This is a genomic window from Fibrella aestuarina BUZ 2 (assembly GCF_000331105.1).
GTDB classification, from domain to species: Bacteria; Bacteroidota; Bacteroidia; order Cytophagales; family Spirosomataceae; genus Fibrella; species Fibrella aestuarina.
On sequence record NC_020054.1, the window covers coordinates 4,933,152 to 4,950,921 of the forward strand.

Consider the following 17,770-nt stretch of genomic DNA (forward strand, 5'->3'; position numbering starts at 1 on the left):
GAACCTGCACCCAAGGGGGGTGGCGCTACCCGTTCCGGATTCTGATGGTTGTTCGGCTTCCAACCAACCACCCGAGCGCCCACTCTAGCCTTCGACCCGTGGTAACCTCCCAGCTGATCAGACCGGGATTCGTGTCTACCAATTTCACCACAGCATCTACGATGGAGCTTCAGATAGGACTTGAACCCACAACCGGCCGCTTACAAAGCGGCTGCTCTACCAGTTGAGCTACAGAAGCTTGTTACTTATTGAACGTCCCCTTGCCGAGCCAGATCAGGATTCCGACGACCCCTGCGACAACACCGAGAACAAATCCGAAGACGAAAGCCATAGGAGTAGAAAAAATGGCCCGGCGTAAAACCCTTAAAAACGCCGGGCCGGCACTTAACTCAACCTTGGTGGCGGGGACGGGACTTGAACCCGTGACCTCTGGGTTATGAGCCCAGCAAGCTACCAACTGCTCCACCCCGCTATCTGGTTGCAAGTATAATCAATGAATTGCTATCGAGAACAATTTATTGCTCTTAAAAACTAAATATAGTTTAGCCTCTCCCCCCTATCGCCTAGGCAGTTTTGCGGCATCTAATCCAATTTGCCGTGGTCCTGCAGCACAAAACCAAAAAAGGGTACTTCGTTGGCTCCGTCAAGGACGCCGACACGAAGCTGGGCATCGTCACGGGCTACTTCGCCTCGTTCAATACGCTGGACTCCGACCGCGACATCATTCGTCAAGGAGCTTTTGCCAAGACGATTGCAGAGCAAGGCCCCGCCTCATCCCAGCCCCGCATCAAACACCTGCTTGACCACACGCTGTCGCTGGCGCTGGGCAAACTGATCGAACTCAAGGAAGACACCCAGGGGCTGTATTACGAATCGAAGATCGGTTCACACGATTTGGGCATCGACTTTCTCAAAATGGTCGAGTCAGGCCTGATCACCGAACACAGCATCGGCTACTCGGTGATGAAGGGCAACTGGGACAAAGCAGCCAACGCCTACGAATTGCTCGAACTCAAGCTGTACGAAGGGTCATCCCTGCGCGGCTGGGGCGCGAACCAATACACGCCGCTGACCGGCATGAAGTCGCTGGCCGACTTACAACACTCACAGCATTTACTGGACATCGCCCTCAAAAACGGCACGTTCACAGACGAAACCTTCCTGAAACTCAAGGAACAGCGTGACGCCATTGACGTCATTCTGAAAGCCCGAGACGAGAAATCGGAGACCGAAACCACTGAGCCGGAATCGACCACTCAGCCGGACGGCGACAACACCGACTCGCTCATCAAGAGCCTGACCGACAACGACTTCGTGGGGGATTTATTCAAGTGGAACTAGCTCCATAGGACTACTTGACCTAGTACGCGTACCCGATTCTCTAACCATTCACTACTTTATCATGCACTACGAACTGTTCGCGTTGCTCTTCGCATCGCTGCTGTTTCTGGTTGGCTTCGGCCGGCCGTTCGATGGGACATCCGGCCTATCGTTTTCGCTGGCAGGGCACCTGCCCCAGCGACCTGGTCAATGGCTTTTCGAGAAGGCAGCACTGCTCTTCGAGAAAGAATCCGAAGTACTCGACCAATTCAAAAAAGAAGTCGAGAAGGGCGTCACAGGCCTGAAGGAGAGCGTCAAGAAGCAACTCGAAGAAATTCAGAACGCTACTGACAAGAAAGCCTCGAAGGAAGATATCGACGCGATCAAACAGGGTATCGACGACGACCTGAAGAAAATGCAGGACTCGATCGACGAAGTCTTGATTCAGTCGAAGCGCCACCAGGAGGAAAAACCCGCTGCCCGCAAATCGATCCCCCAGCAGATTGAAGAGGGGATGAAACGGCTGAAATCGGAAGTTGCCAAAGATGGCAAGCTGAAGAACCTGCCCAAACGGGACGGTGCCGAAGTCGACATCGACCTCAAGGCCGTATCGACGATGCTGTCGAGCTACGCCCTGGCTAACGCCAACGCCATCACCATGCTCCGTGGTATCGAGATGGAACCCGGCGTGGCCAAAGACCCCACGACCCCCTTGTTCCTGACGGACCTCATCGAGGTTGGCTTCACCGATTCGCACACGATTCAGTGGGCGGAACGTATCCTGTTGGAAGGCGGGGCGGGCCAAACGGCGGAAGGGGCCATGTTCCCGCAAATCTCGACGAAGTACGACACGGTGTCGGCAACGTCGAAGAAAACAGCGGCTTATGCTAAAATCTCGGAAGAGATGCTGGAAGACGTTGAATTCGTTCAGTCCGAAATCATCGAAGAGATCCAGACGGGCTCTAACTCGATCGGTGTCGCGCTGGAAAACCAGCTGCTGACGGGTGATGGCGTGGGCCAGAACCACAAAGGGCTGTTCACGCAGGCCACTGCCTTCGCCTTCCCGACCGGCTTCAAAAAGCAGGCGGCTCCCAGCATCTACGACGCCATCGTGGCCGTCATCCTGGTGTTGCAGAAAGCCAACTTCACGCCGAGCCACATCCTGATCAACCCGAGCACGATGGCCAACCTGTTGACCACGAAAGACTCGACAGGTCAGTACGTGCTCGTGCCCTTCATGACTCAGAACGGCGTCGTGATCAACGGCGTGCGCCTGGTCGTATCGAACCGGATCGCGGAAGACAACTTCCTGATCGGCGACATGAAGAAGGCCAAACTCTTCATCCGTCGCCAGCTGAACCTGAAGTTCTTCGACCAAAACGAAGACGACGGTCTGAAAGACCTCTACACGATCGCCGGTTCGACCCGGGCCATTTTCCGCGTGAAAACGCCGGATTTGAAGGCCTTCGTGAAAGGCACGTTCGCTGCCGTCATCACCGCGATTACCGCGCCGTAAGCGACCATCGGACCCCCCAGCCGAGAGCCCGCCTGCGCACGTTGCAGGCGGGCTTTTCGGGCGAAAGGGTACCAGTTCACCAAACAGCTAACGCTATGAATCTGATTGCATTAGAGCGACAAACCGGCTCGTACGGAGTCGCCAACGAAGGGGATACCGTAACGGTATCTGACGAATACGGGGCAGAGCTGCTAAAGGGCGGCTGCTTCAAGCTGGCTCCTAGCAAGCTAACGAACCCGACCGCGACCCCTGAGCAGGAAATCGTTCGCAACGAATCGGGCATGGGTGATCAGCCGGTGCACAAAGACGCCACCGAAGCGGAGATCCGCAACAGCACGGGTCCTGACGGCGCCATCGAGCCCGTAGCCCCGACCCCGTCCGAGGTCGCCGAGGCCAAAACCGAGCATCAGCTCGACGGTGAGCAAGAGAACGTAGAAGCCACGGATGACAACGCCGACATGGATACGAAAGAAGCCAAAGTAGAACAGGCTAAGCAGAAAACCGAAACGGCTGGTGCCAAACGCCAGACGAAGGAAGACAAAGCCGCTGTACAAACGAAGTAATGTTCGATTACGCCGATACTCCCGCTATTCGCATCGACCGCACGGGCAACGTCCCTACGGTCGATTACCTGAGTGAGCTTCGAGCCTTGCTGAAGCTGGGGAGTATCGGCGTACACGACGTTGAGCTGACGCGTCATCTGAAAACGGCGATTGCGGAAGTCGAGCAGTTCTCGGGCCATTTTCTCGGTCCGGCGACGATCACGCTGACGTTTGAAGCGGGTCTGGTCGACTACCGCCTGAACCAGGGACCCGTTACGGCTTCGACCGCGCCGGCACTGCCCCAGGGCTGGACCGCGACGGCCGAGTCGTTTCCGCTTCTGACCGGTATCGGTCCGGGTACGGTCAGCTACCAGGCTGGCTGGACAAGCTTCGGCTCGACGCCCTTCCCCCTGATCAGTGCCGTGCTGGAGCGGGCAGCGAATCGGTTCGATGGCGGCACGCGTGACTGGATGAGCACGATCGGCGCGCTTGGGCGCAAAACCTGGGCGGACTGATGGCAAAGGCGAAACCACTCACCAGCTATAACCAGCCCATCGCCTTCAAAGGCGTAGCCAATCCGCAACCGGATGGGCATGGTGGGCAGATCGGTACCGTGACGACCCTGGCCGAGCGTGTGGCGTCGATCGAACCCTACCGGGGCGGCCGTGACGAAACCGGAGCCCGGTTGACACTCAAGCGACAGTACGTTATCGAGTGCTGGCACGATCCCGCCTACCTACCCGTTGCCGGCCATACCATCGACTGGCTGGGCGGCGAGCTGACGATCAACGAGTGGACGTACCTCGACAACAGCCGGACGAAAATCCGGCTCATCGCCACCGAGGTATGATCAAGGTCAACGGTGTCCCCACGCTGAGTCGGTACCTGCTCTCACTGGCTCCGAAGATCAAAGCCGAGCTACGGCAGACGACCGCCGACACCGCCGTGGCCATGCGCGACGACGCCCGCGACCGGGCACCGGTTGAAACCGGCGAACTCCGGTCATCGATCCGCTTCGAGCTAACCAATGGCGGGCTGGGCTTCTTTCTGATCGCCGACGCTGACCACTGGCCCTACATCGAATTCGGTACCGGCGGTTCGGTCGACATCCCGGCTGGCTTCGGTGATCTGGCAGCCCGCTTCAAAGGCAAAGGCCTCAAAACCGTCAACCTGCCCGCCCGCCCCTTCCTGATTCCGGCCTACCTGGTCCACCGCCAGCGCTACCTCGACGAAATCAAACGCCTCCTTCCCAGAATCCTGCGATGACTGATCCGGGCCCACTCCTACAAACCGCATACATCAACCTGCTGGCCAATCTGACCCTGGATAGTGTGGCGGTGCCGGTCTGGTCTGGTCAGGCCCCAAATGGGCAGACGGGCAACTACGTGATTCTGCAACGGGGCGAAACGCTCAACCGGGCCGACAAAACCGCCCCTAACGACTTCGTACCGATCACGCTCGACTGCGTGACCCGGCTTCGGTCCGGGGTGATTTCCGACATCCCCTGCGACGCGCTGGTGGCGGCTATCCAAAACCTGCTGTTCCCCGCTTTCGGCCAGTGCGCCCTCGTGGTGCCCGGCTACACGATCTGGCGCTCGCGCCTCGAAGGGGTCCGTCCCCTACCCAATCAGACGACCGGTACCGACACGCTGGTTCGCCGGATCATCCGCCTTTCTCACCAGCTCACCCCCGGCAATTAGCCAGAACCCATTCACTCACTAACCTACCATTCTTATGTCCGCTATTAATGCCTCAGACGTTCGGGTTTCCGTCTACACAGGCACCCCTACTCCAGTAAAAAAAGTTGTTGCTCGGCAAACTGATTTATCCTTCAACCGGGGTAAAGCCGAGATCGAGGTTTCGAGTAAGCAGAGCGGCCAGTGGGCTGAGTTCCTTTCCGGCCGCAAAAATGCGGAAGTGACCTTTGATGCGTTCGTGGAAACAAACCCTGTCGTCGGTGAAGTCTCAGAAGCGGTTATGGATGACATCTACGACTCACCCAACGCCTACAAATGGGCTATTGAGTCGGCACTGAGCGGTACGCGGTCTCGCGAATTCTTTGCCGTCATGACCAAGTTCGACCTCAAACTGCAACAGGAAAACGGGGCGATGTATTCGATCACGCTTCGTGTCACCGGCCAGCCAACAACTACCGTTGTCGCTTAACCTTTCTCACTACTCAACGCTCTCGTGGTCTAATTAGACTGCGAGAGCACCTCTTCTAATGGCTATTAAAAAATATGTAAAAGAGCTTGATAAAAACAAGTTCGCGTTCGGAGTTCTCGCTCTTAGTCAATTCAATATTGCAACAGGCTCATCGCCTGACGTTCAGTCTGTCGTTGCTGCCTTTCAAGGGAGCACCCAGCTAAAAGCATCCCTGGAAATGGTCAAAGCTGGGTACGCTCAGGCTAACGACAAGCAATTGACAGATAGTCAAGCAAGTGAGCTAATCGAGAACATGAGTTCGGATGATCTTGAAAGCTTGACTATCTGCTTTTTCTCATCGCTTGTTGGCGAAGACTTTAATGACTGGGCGGCCAAAATCCAGGCCGAACTGGATAAGCAAACCGAAGTAGAGGAGATAACCGAAGCCGAATCTGACCCAAACGCCGAAGCGCCATCGAGCAATGGCGCGAAGTCAAACAAACGGCGTTCGGAACCCTAGGGCTTACACCGGATCAATTCTATAGTGATTTCGCCTGGTGTGATTACGTGGATGCGCTGAACGGGTATTCACGTAGTCGTCAGAGCGAAGTAGAAGCTAGTGCACGACATTTTCGGAAGGTCGTTTACATGATCTATCTGGCTAACTCGACAGGTCGGCGCCTGGATGAGGAGGAACTATGGCCCTTGCCGTCTGACAAAACCGGTATACCACTTTCTCGCCAAGCGGCCAGTAACGACGCATTTTTTGACGCCCTGGATCGGGAAATCACCCGGTTGGAAAACTCAGGCACCCCCACCTCCCGTGCCTTCACCCCGCGCACCTGATTATGAACGAAGCTGCACAATTGTCAGTCGGCATAGATGGTAATCTGTCCGGTTTTGAGCGTGTTATAAACAGGGCCGTAAGCCTATTGAACCAATTCGTGGGCTTGGGTGACCGGGCGGGAAGTCGGTTCGATTCGGGGTTCGGTAATGCAGCAGCCCGAACAGCAGGTCGAGTTACGCAGAGTATCGAAGGGCTCAAGTTGAAACTTGATCAACTCACGCTCAAGCGCGACCTATCAATCGACAGTAGTACGATTGTCAAGCTGAACCGGGAAATCGATCAAACCCGGACTAAGATCAACCAGCTTAAAGGATTGGGGATGGAATTGCCCCAACCCTCGACAGGGGCTATATCCTCGCTCACCTCCTACGCGAGTGGGATGGTCGGTATCGGTACGGCTATTGCCATTGCTCGCAAAGGCTTTACGGCTATGGTCGAATTTGACCAGATGGACCGGAAGTTGCAGGGTGTGGCAACCTCGCAGGCTGACTATGCCAATTCTATGGCATTCACTGACCGTATTGCCGACCGCTATGGACTAAATATACAGAAGTTGGCCGATTCGTATGCGGGCCTTAAAGCAGCATCTGAGGGCACAACCCTTGCTGGCAGGCAGACTGACGCCATTTTCGAGGCCGTCACAGCCCGATCAGCTAAAATGGGGCTGTCTACCCAGCGCACTGAAAAAGCTTTGCTGGCACTTACCCAGATGTTAAGTAAGGGCCGAATCACCGCCGAGGAGATGACGAATCAGCTCGCGGAAGCAGTTCCCGGCGCTACTCAAATCCTCGCCAGGGCACTGGGCGTCACCACCGCCAAACTGGGGGAAATGATGCAGAAAGGTGAATTGGCGGCAACCACCGTATTACCCAAGTTTGCTGCTGAGTTAGCGAAAACGGCCGAAGGTGCCGAGAAGAACGCTAACTCAATGGCGGGCGGCTTTAACCGATTACAAAATCAGATATTCTTGCTGATCGGCGAGTTCAGTAAGACCGCTGGTATTGACTCGTTTTTTGGCAAAATGACGGGCGGGTTAGCTGATATGCTCAGGGGCGTTCGGCAACTGGTTGCTGATCGTTCATGGGGTGAACTGTTCAGGATCGCCTCAAATCCGTTCATGCTGATTGGTAACCCAGGACTAAATAAAGCCCAGCAGAAGGCCGCCAAGATTGACGCCTTCGGAGGGTTGTCACCAACGGCTCAACTCAATGAGATTACCCGTGCTAGCCAACAGAAAAAGCAGCTTGAAGCGAGCGTAGCCCGTCAGCAGGCTGCAAACCTAGGCGGCTCGTTATTCCCATCGGCTCAATTGAGCCAAGATATAGCCTCACTGAAAGAGGTCTCCGACTATCTAGGCACTATCTACAAACTGGCGGTAGATACCCAAAAGGTCGAAGTACAAAATCGGCGGGCGGCTGCCAATTTGCCAAAGCCCGTTGTAGGCTATGCCGAAGACTTCAAAACCAAAGAGAAAGAATACGATGCGCTGCTCGATAAGCAGAAAGGGCTTCGTTCGGTCAGCAAAGAGTTAACAAAAGAGGAGCAGGCCCGCCTGTCTGTCCTGAAACAGCAACTCGCACTCGGCGACAAGAAGAAATACGGCGACAAGGAAACGAAGGTAAAATCGGAGTCGATTAGCCGGCTTGGCTCTGTTGCTGCAATGGAGGCGATGCTGAAGCGGGAGGAAGATAAACTCTTTACCGCGATTCAGAATGGCACGGCCGATAAGCCCCTTGCGGGCCAAGATTGGCAGGGCACTACTCAACGCCAGCGCACAGAAGCGCTCCGCAAATCGCTTAAAGAGGCCAAAGAGGAGGTTAAAGAACTTCGTAAAGAGCTTGATTTCCTCGATAAACTAACCGGTCTCAACATCACCGGATCGGGTGGGCTAACTCGGGGCGATCGTGAGAAGGACCCCAATACGCCAAGGCTCGCCACCCCGCTGGGTACACTTGAAAACGGCAAACGTGGTGTCAACACCGAGGCTTACGAACTGAAGGCGGAGCAAACCAATGAGGTCCTTCGGCGGTATGAAGAAAGCCGTACCCGATTTAAGAAGTTACCCGGCTTTCTGCAGGATATTTTCAAATCGGTATCGGTCGGAGCCAGGGCGTTGGATCAGGAAGTTACCGCAGGTACCGACGCGGCCAACGATGTCCTGCGTCAGAAGGCCAACGATTTCAGTAACTTACTGGAAGGAATGGCGCAGTTGGGGACCGACTTCGCTCAGAGCGCCCTTCCCCAGGTGGGTAACCAGTTCTTCTCAGGCCTGGCTGACTCGATCAACCAGGGCAATGATGAGCCGTTAAAGAAAGCGCTTCAGGGCATCAAGGACATGCTCAGTGAGTACCTGATACAACTGGGTACTTCGTTAACCATCACGGGTGGCCTCGAACTGCTCGGAGCGGCAGTTCCCGGTCTGCAGGCTCTTGCACTCACCGGGGGACAGAAGATGGCTGTCGGTGGCGCCATGTTAGCCGGCGGTATCGCATTAAAAGCGGCGGGCCCCAGTCGGAAAAGCAAAGGCTACGCGACTGGTGGTCACGTGTTGGGCGAAGGCTCGGAAACATCCGATAGTATTCCGGCCTGGCTCTCTAATGGCGAGTTTGTCGTCAAAGCAGATGCCGTTCGTAAAGTAGGTGTGCCATTTCTTAACAGCCTCAATCAGGGCAAACGCTTACCCACATCAAGCCGTCTAAATGCATCCCAGATACAATACGACGTGCGAAATAGTATGGGATCGGCCCTAAACACGAATCACCTCAAAGCTGCTATGCCGGGCGGGAACAGCACCGGCAATGACACGTTTAAATTCAAGTCAACCACCCGTATTCGTAGCGGCGATCTATACTATTCGATTCAAAGCGATGAACTTGATCGTAAATCCTTCGGAAGGGACCTATAATGATGCAAACACTTGACCTGTTAGTCGAAGCACAGGACACGCACTTGAGCTTTCCCAAATCCGTACCCGTTATGGTGGATGCCCTCCAAATAGGGGTTGCAACCTTACGACTTGCCCCTGATGGTATCCGGGCTGAGCTGACTCTGATTGATGGGAATGAGGTGACCGGGCTTACTCCCGCTATTGGTTATCGGGTTACCAAAGTCGGTCTCGATGAAACGGGCGCTGAACACGTGATTAATGGGGTAATCTATATGGTCGTGTTAAGTAATGCCCCTAATGTGGACCCGGCGGTTCGGTCTGTCGGCGAACAAATTGCTCAGGCCTATTGATGCACCACTGGACTAGGTCTTTGCGCGACTACTTCTCCTGGCCTCGAATATGGGGTAGTACGGGGTTGCTCGGCAAATACGGCTTTCAACAGGTCGTGGTATTCGTCGATCAAGTCAGACCGTAGTACCAGATTATCGTTAGCCAGAAGAATCCGAGCACTTAAGTCGGTCAGCCGATACGCCGCTTTCGTATTTAATGACGCCAGAAATTGGCTGGGAATCGGCGCAAAATAGCCCGACCTCAAATGAGCAATATGCCGGTCGACAAGAGTCCACCAATCTGGGGCTGCCGGATGCTTCACCGAAAGCATGGAATCAGCAATGGTTGAATTTACTGTATTCAACCGTTCACCTGTTGCCTTATGGATCAGGTATAGCTTCATCAGGCTGGTTGTCGCTTCGTCGCCTGACCCACGGCGCAGGACTTCGGCGTGATCGTGCATTAACATGTCAAGGCCTTGATCAGACATGTCCCAGATGACAGTATTCCCCACCTTCCCGGCAACAACCAGTGAGCCTTTCTGAGTTGTTGAATAATGCTCATCCCACTGTCCACATAAATACTGAGTGTAAAACTTATTCAGATCGACACCATAAGCCGACCAACTTGGATCGGCTGGCGTCTCTTTTTGACTAGGTACAGGATCTACAGCAGCAGGCGCGAAATCACTGCCGTTCTGATGGAATATATTTCGATAAGCCGCCAGGAGCATGAGCCCACACAGGCTTGTGAATACTATGTCAAAACCGATTTGAAGCATACCGTACTGGATTTATTGGCTACGTACGCCAAACCACAGAAAAACTAAGAATGCAGGATACCACGCTCAGGACTAACGCGTAATTGACCATGTTATGCGCGCTGAAACCCAGAACGTTGGACTTATCTAAATCTGCAACATAGGCTATGCCAAGAAAAGCGGCCAAAAAAACGACCGCCACTATGCTGTACCCTTTGTAAGCCGCCTTCAGCCCGTCAGGCATCAGGCGGCGCGTCTCCAGTTCATTGATGTTGGTCACGTTCAGCACGAGCCCAAATGTGACAATGTCTACCAGGTTGAGCACGTAGTCACCTTCCAGCCTCGTCGAGCTTTTATACAAAAGCATCCGAATCAATAACGGCAACGCCCCAAATACAACTGTGAAAAAGAACCATTGAATAAGCCGGATGTTTCGATTCATTACGCTTCCTAAGGCACTGGCGTGGCTGTTGTTGCGTAAAGTAGCAACTTTTCCCGGTTTGTGACACTAACCGTCTAATAAACCGCAGGTTAGCTCACGTCCAATACATCACAGCAGAGCACTTGCTCTGCTGTGATGTATTGGACGTCACGCAGTAGAAACGTAACGCATTTTAGTTACGCGTAGTTGCTTTTTCTATCCGACGCTCAACACATATACCCCTTCTCCAAGACATAATAGTGTGTGTGTAATGTCTTAAATGTTTTATATATAATAAGACAACTCGCCGCGCCTTATCAATTTTTGACAAAGCAAACCGCCTTGCTTTATCAGTTGCTCTATCAAAAATTGATAAACCAACAGAACTGCTTTATCATCTGCTTTACCATTTTTTGATAAACCAATCCGGCTGCCTTATCATCTGCTTTACCATTTTTTGATAAAGCAGATGATAAGGCAGCCTGCTTTTAAAGTTAACCATATCCGATATTTGGAAACTTAATTAGTCAACCTATCTATGCCACGAATTCTATCCTTCCGCCACCTCGTCTGGCACAATTTCCCTGTTTATCGCTCAGACTGGAAGAAGCCTCCTTTCCTTGTTATGTACCTGCTGGCATTTGGCATGAATGGTTGCGGCTATCGTCCCTATATTAAAACGATTATTGATCCGTTCACCGGCGTAGCGACCAGGACGATGACGATTGGCTATAAGCAGACCGAGTTGATCGCTGATGCGATTGCTTATTCAAACGACCCGGTCAGCTACCGACTAGCCCAACTAAATCGACTACCCGCCTACGATGTTATTCTATCGGCCAGCGAAGGAGATACCTTGCTGACGTTTATTCGCTGGTCACCTCAGATCAAATACGACGTACCCGATACGGCTAGTCTCCTGATACTTCCCGGACTTAGCCTTTATAGAGAGGCAAACGAAACGCCCCTTGCCCTACCGCTCAAGAAGCGATTCCATACCATCGGTGGTCCACTGGTCGTGCAAGCCCACGTTGATCAAGCAGCGATGCGGCTGATGGGCGCTTCAGGGGTGAAAGCCTTCCGGGTGACTCAAGTCACCGCCAACGAGTCTGACCCTGAGCCGGTGAGCTACTACTGGTTAACTGATAAGGCAAAAGCCTTTCGCAAAGGTATTGCGCTGTTCGACGCCCCACCTAAGCAGCGCTTGGAGCCACAAGAGCGGGTGAAAAAATCGAAGGGCATTAAAACGCCGAAGTACTTTTGATCTAACCTTAAGTTGAGGTGCACGGATTCAAATGGACACTAATTCGATGAATTATAACTATTGATATAACTGCGATAAGTCCTTGCATAGGTCGTTAGGCACTCCGTTTTTGATATCCCAGCAAAGCCCCTCGTAGCACTGCAAGGGGCTTTGCTGTATAGTGTCCTTGCTGCCACCATCGGGACTACTGCGTAACTTGACCCCGTTTCCGCCTCCCCATCAAGCCAGAATGTGATCCGGGTAATGCACGACTCGCACTTTGTAATTTGTACATACGCGGAGGCCGGTAACCGGTGCTATTTGGTAAATGTGGTCGTCAGTCCGCAGTTGATATGGAGGTGATTCAATTCGAGGCCCGACGGGTCGAAACCTGGTTAGAAGACGGGGTCCAGCACGTTACCTGGGCGGCAAGCGACCACCCCGACGCCGAACGCTTCAGTTTGCAACGCGACACAACCGACCCCGGCGCGTCGTACTACTGCGAGCGGAGCGACCAGGACCAGGGGTGCTACGGCGGTATCGCCCAACTGCACCTCACCCGTACCCAACTACTTGTTTGGCTCACGCCCAAAGGGAGCGACCGGCTGGGGTGCGACCTCATCATGCTTCACGTTAGCGTGAGCGAAGCACGCTACGCCGAACTGCGGGCGACGATGCAGCGGGTGCTGGCGGGTACGGGGCTGATCGAATAATTGGGGGACGCCAGCTGACTTTCACGAGTCCGATGGACCGGATAAGGCATTGGCGCAGGGCCCGGCCGTGACAACCCTTGGTTTTGCTTGGTGACAGGCCGCCAGGAGAGCTTCAACGGTCAGCCCCTGCTCGTGTATCGCAAACTCAAGCTGTCCTACGAGGTGAAACGCTGATTATCGTGACGGCAAATTGAGAATAAGCCAGTCTTAGTTTTGTAAGGTTGACGCCCCAGTTGTCGTCGTCACTCAGAAAACGGGCATTGAAGGAAACACATAAATTTGTGGCTATCTCTTTGGTTTAGACAACGCAGTTGACCCTCTTATAGCATTCGATGTAAGGAATACCCTGCTCGGGTAAACCATCCCGCTTCAACCTCGCGCGATTGGTTAAGTCCGCAAAATCAATAGTTTTGTTAACTACTCCGAAATTGATTCAGCCCAGTGACTGTTTACCTGGACCTGAGCAACCTGTTCAACATCTTCTGCATCGTGCAGGGGATCACAACGGCAGGCCTGCTATTTTATAGAATGGATTCGCCCACCAATAAATGGTTGGCCTGGCTTGTGGTCGGTCTCACGCTGCAGGTTATCGATTATTTCCTAACGCGCTCAGGCGTGTATTGGAACCACAAGTGGCTCTATTTTATGCCCTTGTTTTACTCTTGGAGTTTCGGGCCGCTGCTATATGCCTATGTACGGACGCGGGCGGGGCAAAACGTTTCCTTGCCGGGATGGTGGTTTATTCCTGTAGTCATTCAGGGCTTATTCTACGTCATACTAACTCTTCAACCCTTCGAGAATAAAGCCTGGTTCTGGATCAATGTGCACAAGCCGTTTACGCGCTATGTCGACTACTATGGTGCCTCCGCCATGATTCTGTACGCGATCTACAGAAGTCGCCCGTTTGCCACCGATCGTTGGCTGCGACTGCTGCTAAATAGCTTGGGTGTTTTTTATGTGGTTGCTGCTTTTGAACCGCTATTCAACGATGCCTATCTGCCCGACAATTGGCCTAAGTTTTACCTAACCTATCAAATCTTGCCCCTGTTCGTGTACGCACTGGCGTTAATTGGGCTGTTCTATAATCGACTTACCAAACCTGAGCGACCATCTGTACCCGTAGTGCCACCGCAGCCGGTGACGGCGGACCAACGAGAACGAATGTTGTTAGCCATTCAACAGCAGCAACTCTACAAAAACCCCGATCTCTCGCTGGCCGTTTTGGCCAAAAACCTCGGCGAATCACCTAATGTGATCTCGCGCATCATCAACAACGGGTTCGACCAGTCATTTAATGAGTTTATCAATACCTATCGTGTGGCAGAAGTGAAACGGCGCATGGCTGCCGGAGATACGGACCGAGTGACTATTCTGAGCATCGCCCTCGACGCGGGCTTCCCCTCCAAGACAACGTTCAACCGGGTATTTAAGGAGATGACCGGACACACCCCAAAAGAATACGTAAAGATGTCCCAAATCACACTTCGGGACGACTCAGCAAGCTAAAACCGCGACTATTGGGCCATAAATCAGCTCTGTCATGTCAACTACCGTCTATCGGCTTTGCCGCATCTCGCTCGCTTTTTTTGGATTGCTCCCCGTGTATCATTCAATCGCGCAGCCACCAAAGCGGCTTGCGGATCGAATAGCCGCCGTAGAGCGTAGCCTAATTCCTTATGTGCCGGTGGCGGGTCTGAAGGGCTGGACCATTGAGGAGCGCATGAAGCTGTACAAAGTCCCGGGGGTAAGTGTTGCGGTGATTCACAATTATAAACTAGATTGGGTAAAGGCCTACGGACTGGCTGATACGACGGCCCGTAAGCCAGTAACAACCGAGACACTCTTTTCGGCCGGATCAATCTCCAAGCTCGTAGCGGCCGTAGCAGCGCTCAAACTCGTTGAACAGGGTAAGCTCACGCTCGACGCGCCCATCAATACCTACCTGAAATCGTGGCAACTCGGAGAGAACGACAAAACCCGTCAAACGCCGGTTACCCTTCGCATGCTGTTAAGCCACCGGGGGGGCACCAGTCAATCAGCTTATTTTGGGTTTACACCTGACAAAAACCCACTACCTTCGGTGCCGGATATGCTCGCCGGCAAGCCCGACACGGACAGTCGGCCTGTCGTAGTCAATGGGGTGCCAGGGGCAGGCTTTAATTACTCTGGCGGTGGGTACTTGGTCGCCCAGATGGCCATGATGGATATTACGGGAAAAGACTTTGCCACCCTGGCCGACGAACTTATTTTCCGCCCCCTGGGCATGAAAGGTGCCTCGTTCGCTCAACCATTACCGTCTTCATTGGCTAGCCGTTTGGCTTGGGCCTACTCGCCTAACGGCTGGTTTAAGGGCATGCCTTATTTGTATCCCCAACAGGCAGCCGCTGGCCTGCACTGCACTCCCACCGACTTGGCCAAACTGATCATTGATCTTCAAAATAGCTATCGCGGAACGGGTAAGCTTTTAAGTCAGGGTTCAATGAAAGCAATGGTAACACCACTCGCACCGGTTTCAGACGGCTTTTTCGATGAACAGATTGGCCTGGGAGCCTTCCTTCTGCAACAAAAAGGCAATACCTCCCAACAAGGCCGTTATTTCGAACATACTGGCGTCAACGCGGGCTACCTGGCTTACGCGCTTGGTAGTGTGGTCGGAGGGAATGGAGTGGTAGTGATGATGAACGACAACGCGGGTGCCAACGAACTCGGCAAAGAAATACGTAGAGCGGTGGCGCAGGTATATGCTTGGCCGGGCTTCCTACCCGAACCGCTGGTGCCCATATCCCTGCCTGACTCACTGCTAAATGCGTATGTGGGGCGGTATCAACGTGGACCCGATGAGGTCGTCACGATTCGGCGGTCGGGTAAGCTGCTGACCGAAACCATCAACAACGGCAATAGCATCATCTGTGTGCCCATTGGTCGCGACACCATCGCGTTGACTGATTACACCGCCAAGGCCTATTTTAGTCGGGCTGCGCTTGGTCGGACAATGACTGAAGGGACTCGGTTGGGCAGGATTGACTCACTGCGTTTAGAATGGGACAAAATGCCCTGGCCTCGACTGGCGGAGGGCGTTTATCTACCGAATGAACTGATGCGCATGGGCCGTTTACCAGAAGCGGTGGAAGGTTACCGGACGATGAAGCTCAACGTCTATCAACTGACGTATATGGCGTATGATCTTACCACCAGCCGGCCAGCGAATTTGCCAGCGGCTGAAGCGATACTGGCCTTGGCCCGCCAGCAATTTCCCAAAGAAGGGATCGTCTATACTCGCCTTGGCGATCTTTACATGCTACGTGGAGAAACAAGCCGGGCAATAGACTCCTTTCGCGAGGCACTCAAACTAGACTCTTCTGATGCCTATAGCAAAGACAAACTGAAAGCGCTAAAAAGTGAGTAAAGCCGCTAAGCACTGAAATTTGTTCGACTGGTTGAATCTATTAGAAATCAAAAGACAGTGTCTCGCAAAACCCTCCCGCTTGAGACGACGTATTCATGTATCTGCTTTATTAATTCGGGTGTTTAGTGAGGTAACTCCCAGCACTCAAATTCGGACGTGATCGTGTCCGGATTCGTACAGGGTCATAATACAAAACACATCTCAAAGCAATACAGCAAATGTTAATGCCACTGGTATAATAGTTGAGCTTTGCGAATCAGAAGTCAGCCATTTACCCAAAGCATAAACTCATGCTCAAAACTTACCAAAGCCTTTACTATGAATGCAAGTGGCCTGACCAAAGGCACGTACTACATGCACATACGCCTTAAAGATCAACTGCGCAAGGAGCGCATCATTGAGTAAAGGCCTCAGTAGCCCAAGCACGCCCCGCACAACTGTAGCGAACGTAATCCCCACTTAGTTTAAAACGAACAGGGCGCGGGCGAGAAACCGCGCCCTTGATCACGACGTCATGACCTCGTTTCGATACTGTTTATCAGCCCTCCTGTTAGCTAGTCTGTCCACCTCGTTCGCCCAGATTCGTTGGGGACTACGCGCCGGTGTAAGTTCATCCACCGCAGCGACTGAGCTTGTCCCGGTTTCAACCTATACGCCGCTTCCAGGCCTGCAGGCAGGTGTTGTCGTTGACATTCCTCTCTCTGAAATACTCAGCATTCAGCCGGTCTTACTGTTTGCCTCCAAAGGGTTTGAGCGGAGCTCGTTCTTCGAGGATAACGTCAACCCACTGGACCAGCCATACGGTACGGCCGCGTTACGAATTGAAACAGTCAAGCCCTACTACCTCAAAATTCCGGTGTTAATACTAGTCAAAGCACCGCTGACCCAAGAAGTGAAACTGTACATGGGTCTGGGTCCTTACGTAGGTACGTTGATCGGGGGCACAGTACTGTATGACTATAAAAGCGTCTATTCAAAAGGCCCGCTATCCCCGTCCCGTAATTCATTTTATGCCAGATCGGATGCTGGCTTGACGGGGGCTACGGGCGTCGAACTAATGGATCGCTTTCAACTAGGCATCGCCTACGATTACGGCCTGATGAATGTTACCAGTGACCCCCTACGCTACAGCTTACGAAACCGGACGGTTAGTCTGAGTTTGAGCGTGTTTCTATGAGACCCTACTTAGGGAAGTCAGTTGCAGTACAACGGGCAAACCTTCCTCTGAATTGAAGGGTTGATCCATTCACGAGCTTTCCCGTAGTAGATTGCAGGCGTCTACTTTCTTAGTGAAAAGCACTTGTGCCAAAGGAACACTCCTGCAGTCGTGACTGGATCAAGTGCTGGCCTGGATTAGGGTCGATTCTGTAACCGCATTACGCATTAGCTTCAACCCTAGTCCTCAATGACCGAACGCACCTTTGCCGCCTTTACCGAAGCCGACCTGCTAGCAGGAACAAGATTCTGTGCCGCCAATGCCAGAACGCATTCTGACTGCGCTGATCGCTTCCTGATTTGCACGAAGCCGTTCAACCCGCGACGTACAGTGCTGTATACCATCGTCGATTTGAAGAAAGGGATTCATGGTACCGCAGGATCAGGAAAGGCGAAAACTTGAAGCCAAAAACGTAGCAACTTGA

The 17,770-nt window shown here is 53.2% G+C and carries 19 protein-coding genes and 2 tRNA genes; 17 read left to right on the forward strand and 4 right to left on the reverse strand.

What is annotated here, in order from left to right:
- Positions 1-162: 162 nt before the first annotated feature.
- A tRNA-Thr gene (locus tag FAES_RS20350) sits at positions 163-238 on the reverse strand.
- Positions 239-396: 158 nt separating this feature from the next.
- Positions 397-472 (reverse strand) — tRNA-Met (locus FAES_RS20355).
- A 125-nt stretch (positions 473-597) separates the two neighbouring features.
- Between FAES_RS20355 and FAES_RS20360 the strand changes: the two genes are divergently transcribed.
- The 11 genes from FAES_RS20360 to FAES_RS20410 all read left to right on the forward strand — a co-directional run bounded on the left by FAES_RS20360 (position 598) and on the right by FAES_RS20410 (position 9,607).
- Positions 598-1,341 (forward strand): HK97 family phage prohead protease, encoded by a 744-nt coding sequence (locus FAES_RS20360; protein ID WP_041258224.1) that lies wholly within the window; start codon positions 598-600, stop codon positions 1,339-1,341.
- 61 nt (positions 1,342-1,402) lie between these two features.
- A complete protein-coding gene (locus tag FAES_RS20365; protein ID WP_015333084.1) occupies positions 1,403-2,836 on the forward strand; it encodes a phage major capsid protein in 1,434 nt (477 codons plus the stop codon).
- A 95-nt stretch (positions 2,837-2,931) separates the two neighbouring features.
- On the forward strand, positions 2,932-3,399 hold the full coding sequence (locus tag FAES_RS20370; RefSeq protein WP_015333085.1) for a hypothetical protein: 468 nt from the start codon (positions 2,932-2,934) through the stop codon (positions 3,397-3,399).
- Complete coding sequence (locus tag FAES_RS20375) at positions 3,399-3,893, forward strand: hypothetical protein (protein ID WP_015333086.1); 495 nt, start codon at positions 3,399-3,401, stop codon at positions 3,891-3,893. The genes FAES_RS20370 and FAES_RS20375 overlap by 1 nt, the downstream gene beginning before the upstream one ends.
- The gene (locus FAES_RS20380) at positions 3,893-4,228 is read left to right on the forward strand and encodes a phage head completion protein (protein WP_015333087.1); all 336 of its coding nucleotides are present in this window, start codon (positions 3,893-3,895) and stop codon (positions 4,226-4,228) included. The genes FAES_RS20375 and FAES_RS20380 overlap by 1 nt, the downstream gene beginning before the upstream one ends.
- Positions 4,225-4,644 carry an HK97-gp10 family putative phage morphogenesis protein gene (locus FAES_RS29195; protein WP_015333088.1) on the forward strand — a complete coding sequence of 140 codons (420 nt, stop codon included), beginning with the start codon at positions 4,225-4,227 and terminating at the stop codon, positions 4,642-4,644. Before FAES_RS20380 ends, FAES_RS29195 begins: the two co-directional genes overlap by 4 nt.
- Entirely contained in the window at positions 4,641-5,078 is a 438-nt protein-coding gene (locus FAES_RS20390) for a hypothetical protein (RefSeq protein WP_015333089.1), read from the forward strand. The genes FAES_RS29195 and FAES_RS20390 overlap by 4 nt, the downstream gene beginning before the upstream one ends.
- A gap of 34 nt (positions 5,079-5,112) precedes the next feature.
- Entirely contained in the window at positions 5,113-5,544 is a 432-nt protein-coding gene (locus tag FAES_RS29200; RefSeq protein ID WP_015333090.1) for a phage tail tube protein, read from the forward strand.
- A 58-nt stretch (positions 5,545-5,602) separates the two neighbouring features.
- On the forward strand, positions 5,603-6,043 hold the full coding sequence (locus FAES_RS20400) for a hypothetical protein (RefSeq protein WP_015333091.1): 441 nt from the start codon (positions 5,603-5,605) through the stop codon (positions 6,041-6,043).
- Between the two features lie 328 nt (positions 6,044-6,371).
- Positions 6,372-9,275: a tape measure protein gene (locus FAES_RS29205; protein WP_015333092.1), complete on the forward strand. Its 2,904-nt coding sequence runs from the start codon at positions 6,372-6,374 to the stop codon at positions 9,273-9,275.
- Positions 9,276-9,277: 2 nt separating this feature from the next.
- A complete protein-coding gene (locus tag FAES_RS20410) occupies positions 9,278-9,607 on the forward strand; it encodes a hypothetical protein (protein WP_229364511.1) in 330 nt (109 codons plus the stop codon).
- Here the strand turns inward: FAES_RS20410 and FAES_RS20415 are convergent.
- Both FAES_RS20415 and FAES_RS20420 read right to left on the reverse strand, forming a co-directional pair.
- Positions 9,601-10,368: a hypothetical protein gene (locus FAES_RS20415; RefSeq protein ID WP_041258227.1), complete on the reverse strand. Its 768-nt coding sequence runs from the start codon at positions 10,366-10,368 to the stop codon at positions 9,601-9,603. The genes FAES_RS20410 and FAES_RS20415 overlap by 7 nt on opposite strands.
- A gap of 19 nt (positions 10,369-10,387) precedes the next feature.
- Positions 10,388-10,789: a hypothetical protein gene (locus FAES_RS20420; RefSeq protein WP_015333093.1), complete on the reverse strand. Its 402-nt coding sequence runs from the start codon at positions 10,787-10,789 to the stop codon at positions 10,388-10,390.
- A gap of 517 nt (positions 10,790-11,306) precedes the next feature.
- On the opposite strand from FAES_RS20420, the gene FAES_RS20425 reads away from it, so the two are divergent.
- The 6 genes from FAES_RS20425 (at position 11,307) to FAES_RS30185 (ending at position 17,748) form a co-directional block, all read left to right on the forward strand.
- The gene (locus tag FAES_RS20425) at positions 11,307-12,032 is read left to right on the forward strand and encodes a hypothetical protein (RefSeq protein WP_041258228.1); all 726 of its coding nucleotides are present in this window, start codon (positions 11,307-11,309) and stop codon (positions 12,030-12,032) included.
- Between the two features lie 332 nt (positions 12,033-12,364).
- The gene (locus FAES_RS20430) at positions 12,365-12,724 is read left to right on the forward strand and encodes an Imm10 family immunity protein (RefSeq protein WP_015333095.1); all 360 of its coding nucleotides are present in this window, start codon (positions 12,365-12,367) and stop codon (positions 12,722-12,724) included.
- A 441-nt stretch (positions 12,725-13,165) separates the two neighbouring features.
- Positions 13,166-14,230 carry a helix-turn-helix domain-containing protein gene (locus FAES_RS20435; protein WP_015333096.1) on the forward strand — a complete coding sequence of 355 codons (1,065 nt, stop codon included), beginning with the start codon at positions 13,166-13,168 and terminating at the stop codon, positions 14,228-14,230.
- Positions 14,231-14,264: 34 nt separating this feature from the next.
- A complete protein-coding gene (locus tag FAES_RS29210; RefSeq protein WP_015333097.1) occupies positions 14,265-16,130 on the forward strand; it encodes a serine hydrolase in 1,866 nt (621 codons plus the stop codon).
- A 514-nt stretch (positions 16,131-16,644) separates the two neighbouring features.
- Positions 16,645-17,307 carry a porin family protein gene (locus tag FAES_RS20445; protein ID WP_015333099.1) on the forward strand — a complete coding sequence of 221 codons (663 nt, stop codon included), beginning with the start codon at positions 16,645-16,647 and terminating at the stop codon, positions 17,305-17,307.
- A gap of 228 nt (positions 17,308-17,535) precedes the next feature.
- Positions 17,536-17,748, forward strand: a complete 213-nt coding sequence (locus FAES_RS30185; protein ID WP_148289423.1) for a hypothetical protein — start codon at positions 17,536-17,538, stop codon at positions 17,746-17,748.
- Positions 17,749-17,770 lie beyond the last annotated feature (22 nt).